The organism is Lyngbya sp. PCC 8106, assembly GCF_000169095.1.
Classification (GTDB): Bacteria; Cyanobacteriota; Cyanobacteriia; order Cyanobacteriales; family Microcoleaceae; genus Capilliphycus.
Map to the genome: position 1 here is coordinate 19,568 of NZ_AAVU01000006.1, position 18,092 is coordinate 37,659.

General features: G+C 40.8%; 15 protein-coding genes. 7 read left to right on the top strand and 8 right to left on the bottom strand.

What is annotated here, in order from left to right; genetic code table 11:
- Positions 1–76: 76 nt before the first annotated feature.
- Entirely contained in the window at positions 77–580 is a 504-nt protein-coding gene (locus L8106_RS05775) for a hypothetical protein (RefSeq protein ID WP_009783282.1), read from the bottom strand.
- A gap of 563 nt (positions 581–1,143) precedes the next feature.
- Positions 1,144–4,278: an NACHT domain-containing NTPase gene (locus L8106_RS05780; RefSeq protein ID WP_009783284.1), complete on the bottom strand. Its 3,135-nt coding sequence runs from the start codon at positions 4,276–4,278 to the stop codon at positions 1,144–1,146.
- Positions 4,279–4,424: 146 nt separating this feature from the next.
- Between L8106_RS05780 and L8106_RS05785 the strand changes: the two genes are divergently transcribed.
- The gene (locus L8106_RS05785; protein ID WP_009783285.1) at positions 4,425–6,233 is read left to right on the top strand and encodes a pentapeptide repeat-containing protein; all 1,809 of its coding nucleotides are present in this window, start codon (positions 4,425–4,427) and stop codon (positions 6,231–6,233) included.
- Between the two features lie 10 nt (positions 6,234–6,243).
- On the opposite strand, the gene L8106_RS05790 is transcribed toward L8106_RS05785, so the two are convergent.
- Together L8106_RS05790 and L8106_RS05795 are read right to left on the bottom strand one after the other, a co-directional pair.
- The gene (locus tag L8106_RS05790; protein ID WP_156803597.1) at positions 6,244–6,702 is read right to left on the bottom strand and encodes a hypothetical protein; all 459 of its coding nucleotides are present in this window, start codon (positions 6,700–6,702) and stop codon (positions 6,244–6,246) included.
- Between the two features lie 110 nt (positions 6,703–6,812).
- On the bottom strand, positions 6,813–7,277 hold the full coding sequence (locus L8106_RS05795; RefSeq protein ID WP_009783287.1) for a hypothetical protein: 465 nt from the start codon (positions 7,275–7,277) through the stop codon (positions 6,813–6,815).
- Between the two features lie 307 nt (positions 7,278–7,584).
- Here L8106_RS05795 and L8106_RS05800 point away from each other — a divergent pair, with 307 nt between their 5' ends.
- Positions 7,585–8,718, top strand: a complete 1,134-nt coding sequence (locus L8106_RS05800) for an RNA-guided endonuclease TnpB family protein (RefSeq protein WP_009783288.1) — start codon at positions 7,585–7,587, stop codon at positions 8,716–8,718.
- Positions 8,719–8,955: 237 nt separating this feature from the next.
- Here the strand turns inward: L8106_RS05800 and L8106_RS05805 are convergent, their stop codons facing one another.
- Positions 8,956–9,630: an MBL fold metallo-hydrolase gene (locus L8106_RS05805; RefSeq protein ID WP_009783289.1), complete on the bottom strand. Its 675-nt coding sequence runs from the start codon at positions 9,628–9,630 to the stop codon at positions 8,956–8,958.
- A 322-nt stretch (positions 9,631–9,952) separates the two neighbouring features.
- On the opposite strand from L8106_RS05805, the gene L8106_RS05810 reads away from it, so the two are divergent.
- Positions 9,953–11,434 (top strand): site-2 protease family protein, encoded by a 1,482-nt coding sequence (locus L8106_RS05810; protein WP_009783290.1) that lies wholly within the window; start codon positions 9,953–9,955, stop codon positions 11,432–11,434.
- A gap of 9 nt (positions 11,435–11,443) precedes the next feature.
- Here the strand turns inward: L8106_RS05810 and L8106_RS29385 are convergent, their stop codons facing one another.
- Together L8106_RS29385 and L8106_RS05820 are read right to left on the bottom strand one after the other, a co-directional pair.
- Positions 11,444–12,568, bottom strand: coding sequence for a serine/threonine-protein kinase (locus tag L8106_RS29385; RefSeq protein ID WP_009783291.1), 1,125 nt, complete (start codon positions 12,566–12,568; stop codon positions 11,444–11,446).
- Between the two features lie 71 nt (positions 12,569–12,639).
- Entirely contained in the window at positions 12,640–13,116 is a 477-nt protein-coding gene (locus L8106_RS05820; protein ID WP_039895580.1) for a DNA phosphorothioation-associated protein 4, read from the bottom strand.
- A 174-nt stretch (positions 13,117–13,290) separates the two neighbouring features.
- Between L8106_RS05820 and lhgO the strand changes: the two genes are divergently transcribed.
- Complete coding sequence (lhgO, locus tag L8106_RS05825; RefSeq protein WP_009783293.1) at positions 13,291–14,499, top strand: L-2-hydroxyglutarate oxidase; 1,209 nt, start codon at positions 13,291–13,293, stop codon at positions 14,497–14,499.
- A 94-nt stretch (positions 14,500–14,593) separates the two neighbouring features.
- The gene (locus L8106_RS05830; protein ID WP_009783294.1) at positions 14,594–14,695 is read left to right on the top strand and encodes a PetM family cytochrome b6-f complex subunit 7; all 102 of its coding nucleotides are present in this window, start codon (positions 14,594–14,596) and stop codon (positions 14,693–14,695) included.
- 252 nt (positions 14,696–14,947) lie between these two features.
- Here the strand turns inward: L8106_RS05830 and L8106_RS05835 are convergent, their stop codons facing one another.
- The gene (locus L8106_RS05835) at positions 14,948–16,342 is read right to left on the bottom strand and encodes an NACHT domain-containing NTPase (protein WP_009783295.1); all 1,395 of its coding nucleotides are present in this window, start codon (positions 16,340–16,342) and stop codon (positions 14,948–14,950) included.
- Between the two features lie 211 nt (positions 16,343–16,553).
- Between L8106_RS05835 and L8106_RS05840 the strand changes: the two genes are divergently transcribed.
- Both L8106_RS05840 and L8106_RS05845 read left to right on the top strand, forming a co-directional pair.
- Complete coding sequence (locus tag L8106_RS05840; protein ID WP_039895581.1) at positions 16,554–17,297, top strand: SH3 domain-containing protein; 744 nt, start codon at positions 16,554–16,556, stop codon at positions 17,295–17,297.
- A gap of 167 nt (positions 17,298–17,464) precedes the next feature.
- The gene (locus L8106_RS05845; protein ID WP_009783297.1) at positions 17,465–18,091 is read left to right on the top strand and encodes a 4Fe-4S single cluster domain-containing protein; all 627 of its coding nucleotides are present in this window, start codon (positions 17,465–17,467) and stop codon (positions 18,089–18,091) included.
- Position 18,092 lies beyond the last annotated feature (1 nt).

Here is an 18,092-nt window from a genome sequence, read left to right on the forward strand (position 1 = left end):
GCTTAAACTGGAGTAAACTTATCCTAAAATTGAGGGTTTAAAGTTAACGATTTAGGGTAATTTACCAAGGAATTTTTCATTTCCCCACCATCTGACGATAGCCCAGATATCCAATCCCTAAAATAACCGCAATAATTATGAGAAAAGTTGAAAAGGGCAAAGCAGAGAAAAAAACAATTCTAATCCGTGATAAAATCCAAGATAGGGCAAGAAAAGCTCCGGCTAAGAAAATAAATCCTTCTAAAGTTCTAAATGCAGGAATAAAGTCTAAAGGCATTCTTTGTTTAGAGATCCACAAAGAAGTCAATAGATAATAAGGAGGAGAAATCAGCAAGAACAAATCCGCCTGTTTCACCACTAACGACCAACCTCCAGTATTCGTCGCATAGGCTAAATATCCGACCCAAAATAACATCGTAGTTAATGCTAACCACAGGTTAAAACTGAGGAGATAGGGTTCTTCCCAATAACCAGGAATTATAAAACAAATGAGCCACGTTAACCAAGGGGCAATCAGGATCAAAAAGATGATGATATCGCGGTAATTAACAATTTGGGAGAATAAGGCATCAAGAGTCATTGTTATAGTTATCTTACCCAGTATTTCTATTCTATCCTCTCCCATCAAAGGTCGCTAATCTTACCCGTTAAACGCTGTTTAAGTGTTCTGGATGTTGAAATATTTTCATCCGCATATGATTGATAGGGAGGTGGGGAGGTGGGGAGGTGGGGAGAAAGATGTGTAGCATTATTTTCCGTATTTGATATAACATGAAAGACTTCAATAGACGTAAAAATGGGGGTTATAGCAATAAGAAATCATTTGTAAACGACATTGCCCCCCCTTCCCCCCAGGGCCGTTTCGTTGCCCTAAAACTTGATTTGTTGGGAGGTGGGGAGGTGGGGAGGTGGGGAGGTAGGGAGGATTTTTATTAATAAAAAGCTATTTTTCATGTTTAAAAAATACCTCTCCCCATCACCCCCGGCAATTTTTAACTGAGAATGAAACAGCCCCCCCTTCCCGCCAATTTTGGGGGGTGATCTTGATTACTTTTTTACAAATCAGGTAACATTGCTATATATTTAACGATTAACTTCTTTAGAATAGTCATCGGGAATGTGGATGAACATAAATTTGACAATTCAATCATTCAACAAATCCCACAACGCATCAATTCCACTGCCAATATTTTCAGAATCTTGGTGTTGTTCCAGCCATAGAATAACAGCAGGAAGAACAGTATCGGATTTTTTGCCTAACTCACCCAAAGCAGACGCAGCCCCCCGACGCACAAAAGAATTTTGAAAAGAATCTTTATCGGCGAGTGTTTTCAGCAGGGCATCCACCACTGTTTGTGAACTGTTACCCAACTTGCCCAAAGCATAGGCAGCCCCCCGACGCACAGAAGAATCTTCATCGGAGAGTGTTTTCAGCAGGGCATCCACCACCGTTTGTGAACTGTTACCTAATTTACCCAAAGCAGAAGCAGCACTCCCACGCGCATCAGAATCTTCATCGGAGAGCGTTTTCAGTAGGGCATCGACCACCGTTTGTGAACTGTTGCCCAACTTACTCAAAGCCCAGGCAGGATTCCAACGTACATGAGAAACTTCATCGGAGAGCGTTTGCAGCAGGGCATCGACCACGGTTTGTGAACTGTTGCCCAACATACCCAAAGCCCTGGCAGCCCACCCACGCACATAAGGAGCCTTATCGGAGAGTGTTTTCAGCTGGGCATCGACTACCGTTTGTGAACCCTTGCCCAATTGACCCAAAGCAATGGCTGCATTCCCACGCACATCAGAATCTTCATCGGAGAGCGTTGTCAGCAAAGCATCGACCACCGTTTGTGAACCTTTGCCCAATTGACCCAAAGCAAAGGCCGCCCTCCAACTCACATCAGAATCCTCATCGGTGAGCGCTTGCAGTAGGGCATCGACCACCGTTTGTGAACTGTTGCCTAACTCGCCCAAAGCCTCCGCAGCCTTCTCTCGCACATTAGAATTTTCATCGGTGAGTTGTTCTAGGAGAGTATTAATAACCGCCTCTCGTTCACCTAACTCGACTTGATATTTCTGCAAACGAGAGTTATCAATTTTATCCTTTTGTTCTTTCAACAGTTGCAACGCCGGGGTTTCAAACTCAGTTTCGTAGAAACTGCACAGGATTTTAAAAACTTGTTCACGAACCCTAAATCCAACTTGATATCTATCTTGAATTTCCAACGCCACTAACCGTTCTAAAACGTCTTCAACCAAACCACTATCCGCCACTTTTAAACCCTTCGGATGTTCGGCTAAACAATTTCCCGCAAATAATAAATCCCGATGTAGCCATTGTTCGTAGTCGCTTCCTTGATTTAAAATTGCCCGAATTGCTTTGGCGGCTTTCTTTGGTTTTTGTTGGGCGATTAACAATAGCAAAACTTCTCGCCAGTGGGCATCGTGGAGATGATCTTTAATCGCATTTAAAACTATCTCAAAATCGTCCTCATTATCCGCTTGATAGTTAACCTCTTGGGCGCAGAGATATTCTTGAAACGTCTTGTGAACAAAAGCATAACAATCCTGACCCTGTTCATTTAACAGTCCGGTTCTCTCCCGAACAAACCCAATAAATCGTTCCGCTTCTTGCTTCGCCTGATACCGTTCAATTTGTTTGAGGGTTTTGATTTCTCGACTCAACTGTTCAATCAATTCCTCGCGATCAATAACCGTACCGCCTTCATTATCTCCCGTATTTCCCTGAGTATGTATCCAATAGGCTAACTGTTCCATTAACCGCTGCAAATCATCCAGTTCGAGATAGTTCAGAATAGTATGATTCGAGAGTTCTTTGTTGGCATCCCAGGAGGTTAATAGGGTTTCAACCGCTCGTTGATAAAGTTTGTAGCGTTCTTTCGGTAAAACCGCTTGATAGCGATGAATCAAGGCAATAATCGTCAATAATAGCGGATTTCGTGCCAAGAGTTTAATCCGGTCGTTATCATTGAGTGCTTTTCTGAGGCTATCTTTGCGGCGTTCGGCTTCTGTTTTATCTAAAAAACGGCTATCATACCAGTTGTTAATAAACTGCTCAATTTTATCATCATCAAATCGTTGTAGTTCGTGATGGGGAAACTCCTCAGTTCGGAAAAAGTCGCGCCGATAACCCGCTGGACGAGAGGTAATAATCGCAATATTTTTGTTATACTGTCCGAGAAAGTTTTCAATCCGTCGAACAATCTCATACCGTTTACCTTCGTCGGCGATTTCATCCAATCCGTCTAATAAAATTAACGTTCGTCCGTCTTCCAGCCAATATTCAAAAAATCCGGTCTGTAGCGGTTTTACAGACATTCTCTTTTCTGCAAATTGTTTAACAAAATCGAGAATACCAAGATTCGGGTGTTGGGAAAAATCCCGCATCCGAATTAAAATCGGTAGCCAGTCAACGTTAACATCCAAGCCCAAACGTTCGGGTCTTTTTTGAGCTAGCATCACCGCCAAATAACTCATTAAAGTGGTTTTTCCCGAACCCGGCGCACCCAATAAAACGGATTTTTTTGCAGAAACTTCTGTTAACAGTTCCGAGGCTAAAAACCTTCGACCTGAGAGATTTTCAAACAAAACTCGTTCGCGCTGTTCTTGGATTAATTCGGCTTGACGACTACCGGAAATTAACCACTCTCGTTCAAAGTTACTCTGAGTTGAAACATCTTCAACCACATCCGGCATGACAAAAATTCGCGCCAATTTTTCCGATTGATCAACCTCTTGACCCGGAACAGCAATTCCCGCAAATTTAACATCATCAAACCAGTTTGCGAGTTGTTGAAAATAGTTCTCTTTGTTAACTTGAAACTGAATAAAAGTTGAAGTTTTTTCAAAATAAGCCTTGACAAATTGCTCAATCCAAGCAATAAGATCAGGTAAATGAATCGGTGTGTTTGAGGTTGTTGCTTCTTGCTCAAAGACTTTAGCTAAAAACGCGATATCGGGTTGACCTTTCTGACTCAACGGCTTTTGTAATTCCGCCTGTACTCCCGAATCAGCCAATACCCGTTCTAGAAGTTTAGAAACTCCATTTACTCCGTCAGGACTGACCCGATAAAATAACCCCTTTTGGGTAAGATTTTGCTGTTTTTCCCAATGTTCGGCTGCTTTCAAACCGGACGCGATCGCTTTTTCGATATCGGTTTTATTGAGCGTCTTTTTAACCTGTTCTGTTGCTCCTTTCCAGAGAAGATCTCCGACTTTCGGGACAACCCATCCAGCGACAGTAGTGATCGGTTCCATCTGATTAACTTCTAGCGACCTACTTCTACTGTACATAATCACTGATTTCTCAGATAAATAGATTCAAGTTGATCCGCTATTGTTGTTGAAGAAGGGAGTATCGCCCCCCTGACTGATCGCCCAACTTTAGAAATCGAGACAGCCCCATGAAAGGCCAACAGGTGTCGCAACTCTATGCTCAAGGTCGCAGAGACTTTCGAGGTCAAAACCTCCGTCATCAATCTTTTCAAGGTCAAAATTTGTCGGGTGCAGACTTTAGCTATGCCGATATCCAAGGAACAAACTTTAAAGGTGCTGGCCTATCCGAAGTGAAGTTTCGAGGGGCAAAAGCTGGACTTCCCAAGGCTTGGGTGATCATCCTCTCCGGGACAGCATGGCTATTATCGGTTTTTTTGGGACTGTCTTTGGTGCTTGTGGGTTATTTTGTATTGTTGTTTTTCAATATGTCCACTCCTGAAGACGCGAACACGGGTTGGGCTGCACTGGCTTTAATGCTGGTCTTGGTTTTCATGGGTGGACGTCGGGGAATTGAACGGGGTTGGGGAGCGTTTATCGATACGATCGAAATTGTGATTGTCGGGATTATTATCGGGGTGGTCTCTGGACTGGCGAATGTTGTCACGTTGCTCGGTACTTTGGCGATCGCGGGGGTGTTAGCGGGGTTTGCAGGGGCGATCTTGTTTGCATCGGCGGTGGCTTTTGGGGTGATTTTTGCGGTGACTGAGCGTCTGGCTTGGGTGATGAGTCTGACCAAGGTGTTAACGGTGGCGGTGGCGGCGAGTGCGATCGCGGGTTATATTTCTGGTGGGGTGAGTGCAATCGCGATCGCATTGGCTGTTTTTGTGACGTTTTGGTTTGATTATATCGGTTGGCAGGCGATTCAAGGCAACAAAAAATATGTTTTAGTTCACAATTTAGCGGTTAATTTAGCGGCGATGGGAGGAACAAGTTTTCGTCAAGCTGATTTAACAGATGCTAATTTTATTAATGCTAATCTCAAAGGAACTGATTTTCGTCATGCTAAACTAATCCGAACTCGTTGGCGTGGCGCAAAACTACTCGATCAAGTTAGAGGCGGTAATACTTATTTAGAGAATGCAAAAATTCGGGAATTATTACAAACGGGTCAAGGTCAAAACCAGAATTATGATTTTCAAGATTTGCGGGGACTCAGCTTACAAAATGCGAATTTAGCCGGGGCGAGTTTCATCAGTGCCAATCTCAGTTTTACGAATTTACGCGGGGCTGATTTATCGAAAGCAAAGTTGATTCAAACTAAATTAAGTCAAGCTAATCTTAATGGGGCGACCTTAACGGGGGCTTTTATTCAAGATTGGGCAATTACTCTCACAACTCAACTCAGAAATATCACTTGTGATTATTTGTTTTTACGGTTTCCGTCTGAAAAGAGTAGTGATCCTAATCCCTATCGTCAGCCGTCGGATTGGAATCGAACCTTAAATCCTCAAGAATTTACGGCTTTAATTCGTTCATTCTTGCAAAATAAAGAAAGTTGGTATTCTACTATTTTAGATTCGGCTAACGATCACCGTTCGGAGTTTTCGGGAAAAATTTCTCAGGTTTCTCTCAAAGGAGAAGAAGAATATGAGGAAATGGAAAAACAAAAAAAATCTCAAAATTTGTCTGTAGAAACGGTTAATCAGGAAACCTCTTTACAACAGGATTTACCTCAAAATTTAGCTGCCATTATTTCAGTAATTGAACAGTTTATCCAAGAAATAGAAGCAGTTTATCCGATTAATACAACGTCGGAACAGATGAAAGCCGCAGCAGAAATTGTTGAACAACTTGAAAGCGATCCCGTTTTAAAACAGAGTTTAATTGAGACTTTAACGCCTGAAAATATTGAAAAAATTCAACAAGCGATTAATCGTCCTATTGGTTATTTTATTATCAAAGCGATTCAATTTTGGGGAGATAATACAGGTCTATAAACTCACCTTTTTAATTCCAGTACCCTCGAATCAGTTGGGTAATTGCCAATGTTTCTAGCATCAGATAAGTAAAGACATTAGCCTGGAAAAAGGATTGATGAATTATTTTTTGCTCTTGTTCTTTTAGTACCAGATACCCAACGATTAATTCTAACATAAAAGAAAAGAAAAACATCGGGATGAGTGTAACAATCAGTTCTAAGGGTAACAAAGGGAAAGAAAAAGGCAAACAACAATAATTTTGACCGACAATAAATACCAACAAAACTCCAGCAAAAGTCGAGATAAAGTTGGTACTAAAAGCAATAGAGATCGAACGAGCAATCTTGAGTTTGAGTATTTTTCTATGGATAAAAGCTTCAATAAAAATAATTGGAATTAGCAGAAGAACTTGATAAAAAATACTTTGAGTAAAAAGCGGAAGACCTAAATTTGCGAGATAAACAGATGTGAGTGTAAGAGACATCATCGAGTGTATTGATAAAAATAATAGGGTGCATAAAATTGGGTAAATCTTAATCAAAATTCTCCAAGATAACCCACTAATACACCCGACAAATTCCCCTTCCCCAAATCTGCTTAAAGAACTTGATGAGTATAACTGTGTTGTTTAACGTTATCCTCTGCACTAACAATTCGCTCAGAATTTAAAATTCGTTTCCGTTCTAAGGAATAGTTAAACTCTTGAAAAACTGTCCCTAAAGCAATATGAGATTGAGCATTGGGGCGACTTTTATAAGTTCGGGTGGCGGAGAGCAACCTTTCTTTGAACTCATCCGCTAATTGAACTTCGGGCGGAAATTCTGGGGGAATTTGGACAGTATCGCCTGTGAGAACCGCTCCTATTGTTGTTGCACAAGCTTTTTGATAAGAGGTTGGAATTCCTTTGAGTATGGCTTCTAGGGCGGCTGAGGGAATGGGTTCAATAATTTCGACTTGATGAACTTCCCCTTCTTCTTTGAGAAAGCAGGTAGCTAAACCGATAATCACGTAGTCATCAGTGGAAATATCTGGAGCGTTAGGATAGGTTGTTGTTGAAGTCATAGGGTTTGGTCAGGTTTCAGAGAAATATTATCGAGGTAAATTTATTTAATCTGAGTGATTACTAAACTCACAAACTGTATTTTACCAAGGTTTGGATCAGAGTGGGCTAAAGAGGAGACTGAAATACACTGAAAATTATTGATAAATCTTAATAAAAGTTCAGAGAACAAAGATGAATCAAGTTACGGTGACGATGCGTAAAGCCCCCGTTTTAAAACGGGGGATTGCTCTGCGAGAGCAGCCCATTTTATTTGGCAGGGGAAGAAGCTTGTGTTATCATAACTTATCGTAGGTAATGACGATAACTATGCGGGTCTACGAGATGAAGCTGAAAGGAACAGAAAGCCAGTACCGAAAGTTGGATGAAGCCATTCGGACGGGGCGTTTTGTTCGGAACAGCGTCATCAGAGCATGGTTAGATGGTCAGGTTAAAAGTCGCAACGACGCTTATAAGCACTGCAAGGTGCTGTCCGATAATCAGGAGTTCCCTTGGGTAGCCAGATTAAACTCAATGGCGCGACAGGCACACGCAGAGAGAGCATGGGCATCAATTGAACGGTTTTATAGAAATTGTCGGCAAAAAATACCCGGTCGGAAAGGCTTTCCCAAATTCAAGAAGTATCAAGTCAGAGCTTCTGTTGAATACAAGACATCAGGATGGAAACTGTCGGATGATAGGCGTTATTTAACCTTTAGCGACAAGTTTGAAGCGGGTACATTTAAGCTTTGGGGAAGTCGAAATTTGCACTTCTATCAACTTGAACAAATTAAACGAGTTCGAGTGATCAGAAGGCATGATGGGTATTATGTACAATTTCTGATAGACCACAACCGGGAGGAGAAGAAAGAACTCACAGGGAAACAGACAGGGTTAGATGTCGGTCTCAACTATTTCTACACTGATTGTTCTGGCAATCAAGTAGACAATCCTCGTTTTTTGAGAAAGGATGAACGCCAACTTAAAAAGTTGCAACGCCGACTATCAAGAACCCAAAAGGGGAGTCAAAACCGTAAAAAAGCCAGGAATAGATTAGGTAGAGCGCATCTCAAGGTTTCACGCAGGCGTCAGAATCGGGTCTGTAAATTAGCTCAACACGTCATCCGGTCTAACGATTTGGTAGCGATTGAAAACTTGCGGATACGGAACATGGTTAAAAATCATCATTTAGCTAAATCAATTAATGATGCAGCTTGGTACAGATTTAGAGAATGGTTGGAGTATTTTGGGAAGATTTATGGGGTTCCGGTTGTAGCCGTTGAACCCGCATATACTTCTCAAAACTGCTCAAATTGCGGTGAAAAAGTTGTTAAAACTCTTAGCATCCGAACTCATAAATGTCCTCACTGTGGATACACATCCGACCGTGACAAAAATGCCGCAATCAACATTCTAAAATCTGCACTAAAACAGTTAGCAAATCAAGAAACGGATAAGAAATAGATTAACGGATTAACTTGACTGTAAAACGCATAAATCTAGGCTTCTCACACGTAGCTTAATCCGTTTTTCCGCTTAATATCTGTTTTTAAAATACCGTCGGGCAGACGGAAATCAACGCCTCCGGAGAGACCGACCTCTGCTTGAGCGGGGAAACTCAATCAAGTAAGTCAACTCGTAGAAAGAGGAAGCCCAAGCAGTAATGTTTGGATTCCCCCGTGATTTATCCGGGGGAGGATGTCAAAATAATATTTCTGTTTGTAACAACGCCTCTAAATCCAAACTCGCGAGTTTATCGTAGGCTTGGTTAATCACCCGTTTACCGCGTAAGGCTCCGGTATTGGCCCCCGGACAGATAAATTGTAAGGTAGAGTGTGAAAATTGTTCAATTAAGCGTTTAACACTCTGAATTTGTCGGGGCCAATGAAACGTTTTCGCGGTGCGTAATGGGACAGGTAAACCCTGAAGATTGGGTAACAAATGACGCCCACTAAACAAGATCCCCCCATTCGAGCTAGAGTAGAAACAGGACGAACCTGGACAGTGACCGGGAGTCCAAATCATTTGGCTGTGAGGACTGAGAGTAAAAGTTTGTTGAAACGTAGTGACTGTGGCTTCGGGAATCAGATAAGCCTCTTGTTCTTGGATGAGGAGATGACATTCTGTGGCTTGCTGAATTTTGCGGGCGTTACCGATGCTTTCGCGATGAGTGATCACTAACCAATCAAGTCCACCCTGTTGTTCAATAAAATTCCGGTTAACCTCATCCCAAGCGGGAGTATCGATTAAGATATTGGTCTGATTTTCGATCATCAAGTAGGCGGTTCCTCCTAACGTCTCTCGGTTGGGAGAAAAAGCCCAAATATAATCCAAGATCGGCTGTGGGGGCTTAGAAACGGGTCGGGACTCTACCATAAAAATTTTTGTCAGATAAACTCAAATGATGGGATGAAACTGTGGGTCTCCAAGCCAGAGTGATAGCATAGCAGCACTCAACACGCTAATCTAGAAACAGGCAATCGTTATCCCAAGCTAGAATAATCAACTTATGGATTGTATCTACAGGCATTGTATCTGTTTCCCTTCCTCTCTAACCGATGAACTAAAGTGGGATAATAGCATAGCAGAGAATTTAGTCTAAGCGTCAGTTTGAGTCAATGACTCCTGGTATTTGTTCGGTCTACTCATTTTAATTGTTAATTCTAGACTAGGTAATTAGTCGCAGTAAAATTAGATCATGCTTCTTTGGTTGTGGTTACTCCTTTTAGGGTGGATAACGTACTGGATTTTGCGACGGGGTGTAGCTCGCATTACCCGTACACCGATTTGGATTTTGTGGCTGGTGATGATGACACCTGCGTTGATTTGGAGTACCTGGCAGCTTGTCCATGGTGAAGAAAAGCGCATTCCCCTGGAATTGATCATCATCCCCTTTATTGTTTGTCCTTGTGTTTACTGGTTCCTAGTTCAACTCGGACGCCAAAGCCCACCTCCAACTGATTCGTCAACGACATCGACTTCAGCAATGACTTCTGAACCGACACAAAAATTACCACCGCCTCGGGTGATCACACCCGCCGAAGAAAGTCAACTCCGTGAATGCTTTCCCTGGTCAGTTTTTCCCCTACAAAAACTAGAACATCGGCCCCAAGCGGTCATTTGTCGCGGTCAAATCCGCTCTAATCCTGAGCTGGTCTACCAAACAATTCGAGATAAAATTAAGGCTCGGTTTGGCGATCGCTTTATTGTTGTCTTTCAAACGGATTTGAATGATCAGCCGTTTTTTGCTCTAGTTCCCAATCCTTTCCTCGAAAAATCCACAACGATCACTCGCAATGACCCCTTAAATCGACCGATTCTGGCTTTGGCATTGTTAGTCGTTACATTGTTTACCACGACGATAGTAGGGGTCAAAATGACAGATGTCTCTCCAGAAATTTGGCAGTCTGATCCGAGCTGGTTACTGAAAGGATTACCTTATGCTTTGTCTTTGATGGCAATTTTGGGGATTCACGAATCCGCTCATTATTTGGCAGCTCGATGTTATCAGATTCGCACCACTTTACCTTATTTTATACCCGTGCCGTTCTTTCTCGGGACGTTTGGGCCGGTTATCCAAATGCGATCGCCACTTCCCCACCGTCGAGCTTTATTTGATGTCAGTATTGCTGGCCCTTGGGCTGGATTTATCGCCACGTTACCGATTTTAATTTGGGGATTGGCGCATTCAACTGTGGTTCCCATTCCGCCCGATGGTGCAGGAATTTTAGATTTTAATGCCATTGATCCGAGTTTTTCGCTGTTGTTAACGGTGTTGAGTAAGTTGACTTTGGGAACGGAGTTGACGGCGACTCATGCTATCGATCTTCATCCGGTTGCGATCGCGGGTTATCTGGGTTTAATCGTCACTGCGTTTAATCTCCTCCCGATTGGTCTTCTTGATGGGGGTCACATGGTTCATGCGATGATGGGTCAACGGACCAGTATGGCGATTGGTCAAGTTTCTCGCATCTTAATTCTCGTTTTGGCGTTCACTCGTCAGGAGTTTTTCATCTTAGCCATTTTGCTCTTTTTGTTACCACTTAATGATGAACCTGCGTTAAATGATGTCAGTGAATTGAATAATATTCGAGACTTTATCGGTTTACTAACGCTGGGTTTATTATTGGTGATTCTTTTACCTGTTCCTCAAACGATTGCTCAGTGGTTGAATTATTAACTTGCTTCCCTATTTGACATGAGTTTGTGCTAAATGTTCTAACAGTAAGCGATGAATAAAAATATAACCCCCTCCCACTTTTTGCATTAAAACTCGTCGAGTGGCTTCATTGAGAAAACGCGCATAATTCCAGGGGATACTTCCATTTATATAAAGAATTACTCTCACAATAAAATGTTTAATACAAGCTTCTCCACCGCCCACGATTAGCCCAAAACACAGTCCTAAAATTACCCAACCTTTCAGATACCAATTGAGTAAACCCGCAGCTATTCCAAGAAGAGTAAATCCAATAACTGCAAAAATTAAGGCGTTAATCCCTGATTGAAACATTCCTTGATTTGGAAACGTTTTTTGTTGAATCATATCCCCTTGAAACCCTCGAACTAAACCATAGATGATTCCTAAACTCATTCCAAAGATTATTCCTCTCCCTAAAGACTCAAAACCCGGAAAAACAATGATATTTCCAGTGTGTGAACTTTCCGAAAGCTTATGGGGTGATGTTCCGGTTAAGGCTTGAATTCCTAATATTCCGACTGCATATAAATCACTACTAAATTGGGGTTTTCCTCTGGCTTGTTCCGGAGACATATAGCCAGGAATTCCGATCACTGTACCGGGAATTTTATTATAAACCGCGACGTGTTTAACCGCACCAAAGTCAATTAAAACGAGCTTGTTATCTTTCGTTATACGAATTAAATTTGAGGGTTTAATATCTCGATGAATGACTTGTTGTTGGTGAACAAATTCTAAAATCTCCAGAATACCTCGTAACAGCGAGACTACTTCAAAATCAGATAACTGTTTCCCAATTTGTAATTCTTGACTGAGATCATGACCTTCGATATATTCTTGGACAATATAAAATTCTTCTTGTTGAAAATGAGCAAATAGGCGAGGAATTTGATCATAATGACCTAATTGATATAAAACTTCTGGTTCTCGCTGAAACAATTGTTGCGCCTGTTTTAAGGCTTGGGGTTGATGAAATTGTGGTTGAAACTGTTTGACAACACAAAAGGGATTTCTGGGTAAATCGTGATCCCGTGCTAAGTAGGTTTTCCCAAAGCCGCCACTTCCTAAGAAACGAATAATTTCAGATCGTCCTCGCAGTTTTTTTCCTAGCATTCTAACAAGATGTAAGACGGTATTTCAATTTTGGCATAGAAACACTTGAATTGAAAGTTTTTATTCAAATTTTAATTCAAAAATCGAGTTAAATCAAATTCTTGATCTTGTTTTAATTGAGTCTCACGATCACGTTCCGACATCAGCAATAATAATAATCGATCTGAATAATCCACCGCCCCACGACATTCTTCTCGTAAGACTTCTAAACCTCCATTCGCATATTCTTCAAAAATTATCGCTCGTTTTTCTTCAGAATCTGTATCAAAAGGAGAGAGGATTTGTGAATCATTAGTTTCTAAAAATGCGATGAGTTTAATCACGAAATCATAGCCGCGAGAAATAAAAATCTCTAAAGAAATGGGGGACGGTTCTCGCTTAGAAACTGCTTCTAGAGGAATTCGTTTTTTGCGGCGTATTCCTAATGTTGCTGCAAATACAATCACATCGGCGTAGGTTTGGAACGGGCCTGTTTTGCCTTCGGATTCAGTTAAGGCTTTGACAAAATCTGCTTTATCCTTTGCCACTCGAATTCGATTAAATGCCATAACATTTACATTTAATTGAGAATTGACAGTTTGATCTTCCTCTAATATTATAATTGATCTAAACTTAACTCGCAATAGATGATTAAGTTTTACGGAAATGACTTGTTTCAAGAAACATTAAAGTGTAAGATAAACTTTAAAATCGTACACCTGATTGATTAATTTTCTAAAATTATGTATGACTTTGTAATTATTGGAGGCGGAATTGTTGGCTTATCAACAGCAATGGCTTTAGGCCAACGTTATCCCGATGCTCAAATTCTGCTTTTAGAAAAAGAAAACCATTTTGCTCCTCATCAAACCGGAAATAATAGCGGTGTCATTCATTCAGGAATTTATTATAAACCGGGAAGCTTAAGAGCAAAACTTTGTCGAGAAGGCTGTCAGTCGATGGTTGAATTTTGTCAAAAACATAATATTGATTATGATGTGTGTGGTAAAGTTATTGTTGCCACCGAACCGGAAGAATTACCACTCCTCGAAAATCTCTATCAAAGAGGTTTAGAGAATGGTCTTGAAATCCACAAAATTACTGCCGAACAGGTCAAAGAAGTTGAACCCTACGTCCAGTGTTTAGCGGGAATCAAGGTCAATTCTACCGGAATTGTTAACTATACGCAAGTTGCCCTAAAATATGCCGAATTGATTGCCCAACAAGGGGGAAAACTCCAACTCTCGACTAAAGTTGAGAATATTAAAAACACCTCAGAAGGTACAGTTATTGAAACCAATCAAGGTGAGTTCAAAGCCAAATTTTTAATTAACTGTGCGGGATTATATAGTGACAGAATTACTCGCTTAGGTGGAGTTAAACCCGAAGCCAAAATCATTCCCTTCCGAGGCGAATATTATGAACTCATTCCCCAAAAACGCCATTTAGTTAAAACTCTAATTTATCCAGTTCCCAATCCCAATTTTCCCTTCTTAGGGGTTCATTTTACCCGGATGATTGATGGGAGTGTTCACGCGGGGCCTAATGCTGTTTTAAGTCTGAAGCGAGAAGGTTATAAAAAGACTGATTTTGACTTAGCAGATACTCTTGATACACTCACTTATCCGGGGTTTTGGAAACTCGCCACCAAACACGCCAAAGATGGCATTGAAGAAATTATTCGATCTTTTAGTAAAGCGGCATTTGTTCATAGTTTACAACGTCTAATTCCTGAAGTTCAATCAGAAGATTTGATTCCGACTCACGCAGGAGTGCGAGCGCAAGCGTTGAGAAATGATGGCAAACTGGTGGATGATTTTTTAATTGTAGAAGGACGTAAGGCTATGCACGTTTGTAATGCTCCCTCTCCTGCTGCTACCGCTTCCCTAGAAATTGGTAAAGCTATTGTCGAGAAAGTTGCAAATGTACAGGAACCTGCTACCAAGCTTTAACGAGAGTTCCTTCAGTTGAGGAAAAAAAGCTTGACCAAAGGGACGCTAAAATACTAGATTAAAAAAGGATAACATCAAGGAGAGATCAAAATCTATGGCTGGTGAAATTATTTATGTTTCAGTCTTGTGCTTTTCAATCGTTTTAGTCGGTTTAGCCGGTGGCTTCTTGTTACTCAAACTTCAAGGCGGCGAATAAGTCAAGTAACTTAGCTTAAAACCGAATAAAAAAATGCGATCGCACTTTAGGTTTGAGCGATCGCTTAATTTTTTATAGGCATTTCATTCACCTTCCTCCGGTTCAGGATGATCAACTATTAGCATAATTTCATACTTTTTCTAACGCTATTTTTACCGCATTGTGAAATCTAGCTCTTATGAAAATTTTAGGATAGAAATTCGCTTGATTTATGTCAGTATTTAACTCTCTGTATATTTTTTTAAATAACAATTACAGTTGAGAAAAATGGCGTTGAAGTAAACGATGAATAAACCGATAACGACGACCTACTTTCTGTAAAATCAAGCGTTTAGTTGCTGTATTTAAAAACTGATTAGTTTGCCAAGGAAGATAACCTTTCAAAGACAAAAACCATCTTAAAACAAACTGTTTTATCCAGTCATTAATCGCAAATCGTTTATAGAGAGTAGCCCAAATCAGGCCTAGAAGTATTCCGCCCAAAACAACCCAAATTGAACTAAAAATCACCCCAATCGCGATTAAAGCCACAATTCCCCACCAAATCAACCCCGAGATAAATTTAACCCCAATATTATATTTTTTTTCTTGTTCATAATCTTGTAACCAACTGGGCGAAATTTCTTGAGTCGAAAACTCAGATTTATTTTCTTCTTCTAAACGTTTTGCTAACCACTCTAAACCCTGCCTAACCTTCTCTAAATTTTGTTCTTCCCAGTTCTTACTAGAGGTTGACTGTTCTCTGTGAGGTGCAATTTGAGTTCTAATATAAGCATTAAATAAATATTGACGTTGTTCTTCTAATGTCTCTAAGCGCTTCCAAGAAGATATTAATATTTCTTCATAGGCTAAAGTCATCATACTGAGAAGTAGCGGTTTCTTCGCTAATTTCAATAAACTTTCATCATTTTCAATATTATTCCAGAGTTCTCGACTGCGAGCATTCATCAAATAAGTTCTAATTTGTTTTTTGGTGAGTGGACGCAGTAAAATAGCCCCATTAAGCTGCAATACCGCTTCACAACTATGATAAGCTTCTACACTGCTACAAACCACTAAATGTAGAGGACAAACAGCACTCGATAAAAATTCATTCAGCTTGAGAATACATTGATTTGTTTGATTGTTTCCTACCTCATCTAAACTATCCAATAAAGGTAAAATTTGTAAGTTTTCAAGCCAATCTTTGCCGATCTCTGCGGGAATGTTATACTTAATCTTAAGTTGGTCAATAATCCAATTTTCTATCGATTGTTCGCTATCAGTCCAAGTTGCTAAATTTAATAATATCGGTATGGGTTCTCCATCATCCTTGAGCGCCCGTTTAACCAACACCTTCGCTAATCCCATTAATGTCGTTGTTTTTCCCGCCCCGGTTCCCCCGAGAATCAACAGCTTTCCCCCAATTCGATCAAAAACGGGAATAATTCCACAGTTGGAGGAGAGTCGAAAACTAGGACGATTTCCCACTTTGGCTTCGATATCCCAAATTCGCCGCATTCGTAAGGGGGGAGTTTCCTGGGCTAACTGGGTTAAAACCGCTCTGTGAGGTGATTGTAAGCGAGATTGCTTGACTTCATTTTTAACCTGTTGAAGCAGTTGATAACGTTTCTGATAGGGAAGTCGATGGGAGTTGAATCGTAACATAGAAGTATAAGATATTGGCGATCAATTATAAAGCCAGCTCAAGTTTAATTTAAAATATACAGGGTAGACGATGATTTAAAATCTCGATGTCAAATTTTAAGAGAAAATCCTGAATTTTCAGGCGTAATCTCGAAACTCATAACACAGACTCAACAGCTTTTCAGACTAAATTGGTTCAATAAATTTTCCTGGAGAAACGAGGTTTATACTCATGTCCTTCAAACCTAGCCAGTTGATGATTGCAGGTGCAGCCGGACTTGTTACAGCCGTGATTGTAGCTTATCTGACGGTATCGACCCATTCTTCTCAACCTCCGGCTTCCGAGACTTCAAACTCCGTGAGTCAACCCCAAACGACGCCTTCTCCCACCGCAGCAGCACCCGCTAACGCCCCGATTTCTTCCCCTTCTCCTCAACCCGTCGTGATTCGACCCCCTGTAGAAAATTGTCGCATCAGTATGGCTGTGGTTGATGACCCGGAACCGCCTCTAAATGTTCGTTCCTCCCCAGAAATTCAAGATGGTAATATTGTCGGTCAACTTGATAATAATACGTTTATTTCTGTTGTCAATGAAGATCAAGGTTGGTTAAAAATTAGTAGTCCGGTAGAGGGATGGGTGGCAAAAAATCGCACGAATAGTAGTTGTGCAAATGTAGAAACACCAATTAACTTTTTACAAGGGGGAAATTCCGCCATTATTCGAGGAGAAATTATCGGCGGGGGAAGTCATCGTTATACTCTCAACGCAGAAGCCGGTCAAACTTTAACGGTGGAAAGTCGTCAACAGGTTTTTCCGCGTATTGTCACCCCAGACGGAGAACTTTTAGCCGGAGATCCCTATACTGAAAATCTCAGTGAATGGACAGGTAAACTTCCTCAAACCGGAGAATATACCCTAGAACTTGATTCTAACTTTCGCGGATATGAATATGAGTTTTCGGTAAACGTTAAATAAACGGTAAAATCTTAAAAATAAATTAAAATTTTAAGTGTGATTTTGGCTTGATTTCACACAAAACTGGGGAGAGTAGAGGCATTTTAACCGAAAAGAGACGTCGAATCAACTCGATTAAAATAGATCAAAATAACATCACTCTATCCAACCTCTCCTCTAGAATTAAAATGAACAAGCTGATTTTTAATCCTCCTGCTTTGTTGGCAGAAATTCCCCCCGGATATCTGAATATCATGGGTTATGTTGATGAATCTGAAGTCAATGGGCCTGGTTGTCGGGCGGTGATTTGGGTTCAAGGGTGTCAACGAGAATGTGGGGGATGTTTTAATACTCCTTCTTGGTCTTTTCAACCCAATCAGTTGATCAAAGTTGAAGAATTAGCTGATAAAATTATTAGTAATTCTCACAATCAAGGTGTCACATTTTCGGGCGGAGAACCTTTTTGGCAAGCATCCGGTTTAACTCAATTGGCAAAACTTTTAAAAGCTAAGGGTTTAAATATTATGTCATTTACGGGGTTTACCTTAGAAGAATTACAATCCCCTCAAGCCCCTGCTGCTTCTCAAGACTTGTTAGATGAATTAGACCTTTTAATTGATGGGCCGTTTGTCGAATCTTTAGCCATTCATTCACCTGAATCTTTAGTGTCTTCTCGCAATCAAAAAGTTCGTGTTTTTAATCCCGAATTTGCCGATAAACTCACTTGGGCGAGTGATCAAATTGAAATTCACGTTCTCAAAGATGGTAGTCGAATTGTGACCGGATTTTTGGGTCAGATGAATTTAGGTGAATAAA

Excerpts from the sequence above, each read along its gene's own strand:
- L8106_RS05785 (WP_009783285.1), top strand. The coding sequence starts at position 4,425 with ATGAAAGGCCAACAGGTGTCGCAACTCTATGCTCAAGGTCGCAGAGAC.
- L8106_RS05810 (WP_009783290.1), top strand. The coding sequence starts at position 9,953 with ATGCTTCTTTGGTTGTGGTTACTCCTTTTAGGGTGGATAACGTACTGG.
- L8106_RS05805 (WP_009783289.1), bottom strand. The coding sequence starts at position 9,630 with ATGGTAGAGTCCCGACCCGTTTCTAAGCCCCCACAGCCGATCTTGGAT.
- L8106_RS29385 (WP_009783291.1), bottom strand. The coding sequence starts at position 12,568 with ATGCTAGGAAAAAAACTGCGAGGACGATCTGAAATTATTCGTTTCTTA.
- L8106_RS05790 (WP_156803597.1), bottom strand. The coding sequence starts at position 6,702 with ATGATGTCTCTTACACTCACATCTGTTTATCTCGCAAATTTAGGTCTT.
- L8106_RS05835 (WP_009783295.1), bottom strand. The coding sequence starts at position 16,342 with ATGTTACGATTCAACTCCCATCGACTTCCCTATCAGAAACGTTATCAA.
- L8106_RS05830 (WP_009783294.1), top strand. The coding sequence starts at position 14,594 with ATGGCTGGTGAAATTATTTATGTTTCAGTCTTGTGCTTTTCAATCGTT.
- L8106_RS05775 (WP_009783282.1), bottom strand. The coding sequence starts at position 580 with ATGACTCTTGATGCCTTATTCTCCCAAATTGTTAATTACCGCGATATC.
- L8106_RS05780 (WP_009783284.1), bottom strand. The coding sequence starts at position 4,278 with ATGGAACCGATCACTACTGTCGCTGGATGGGTTGTCCCGAAAGTCGGA.
- L8106_RS05845 (WP_009783297.1), top strand. The coding sequence starts at position 17,465 with ATGAACAAGCTGATTTTTAATCCTCCTGCTTTGTTGGCAGAAATTCCC.
- L8106_RS05840 (WP_039895581.1), top strand. The coding sequence starts at position 16,554 with ATGTCCTTCAAACCTAGCCAGTTGATGATTGCAGGTGCAGCCGGACTT.
- L8106_RS05800 (WP_009783288.1), top strand. The coding sequence starts at position 7,585 with ATGCGGGTCTACGAGATGAAGCTGAAAGGAACAGAAAGCCAGTACCGA.
- lhgO (WP_009783293.1), top strand. The coding sequence starts at position 13,291 with ATGTATGACTTTGTAATTATTGGAGGCGGAATTGTTGGCTTATCAACA.
- L8106_RS05820 (WP_039895580.1), bottom strand. The coding sequence starts at position 13,116 with ATGGCATTTAATCGAATTCGAGTGGCAAAGGATAAAGCAGATTTTGTC.
- L8106_RS05795 (WP_009783287.1), bottom strand. The coding sequence starts at position 7,277 with ATGACTTCAACAACAACCTATCCTAACGCTCCAGATATTTCCACTGAT.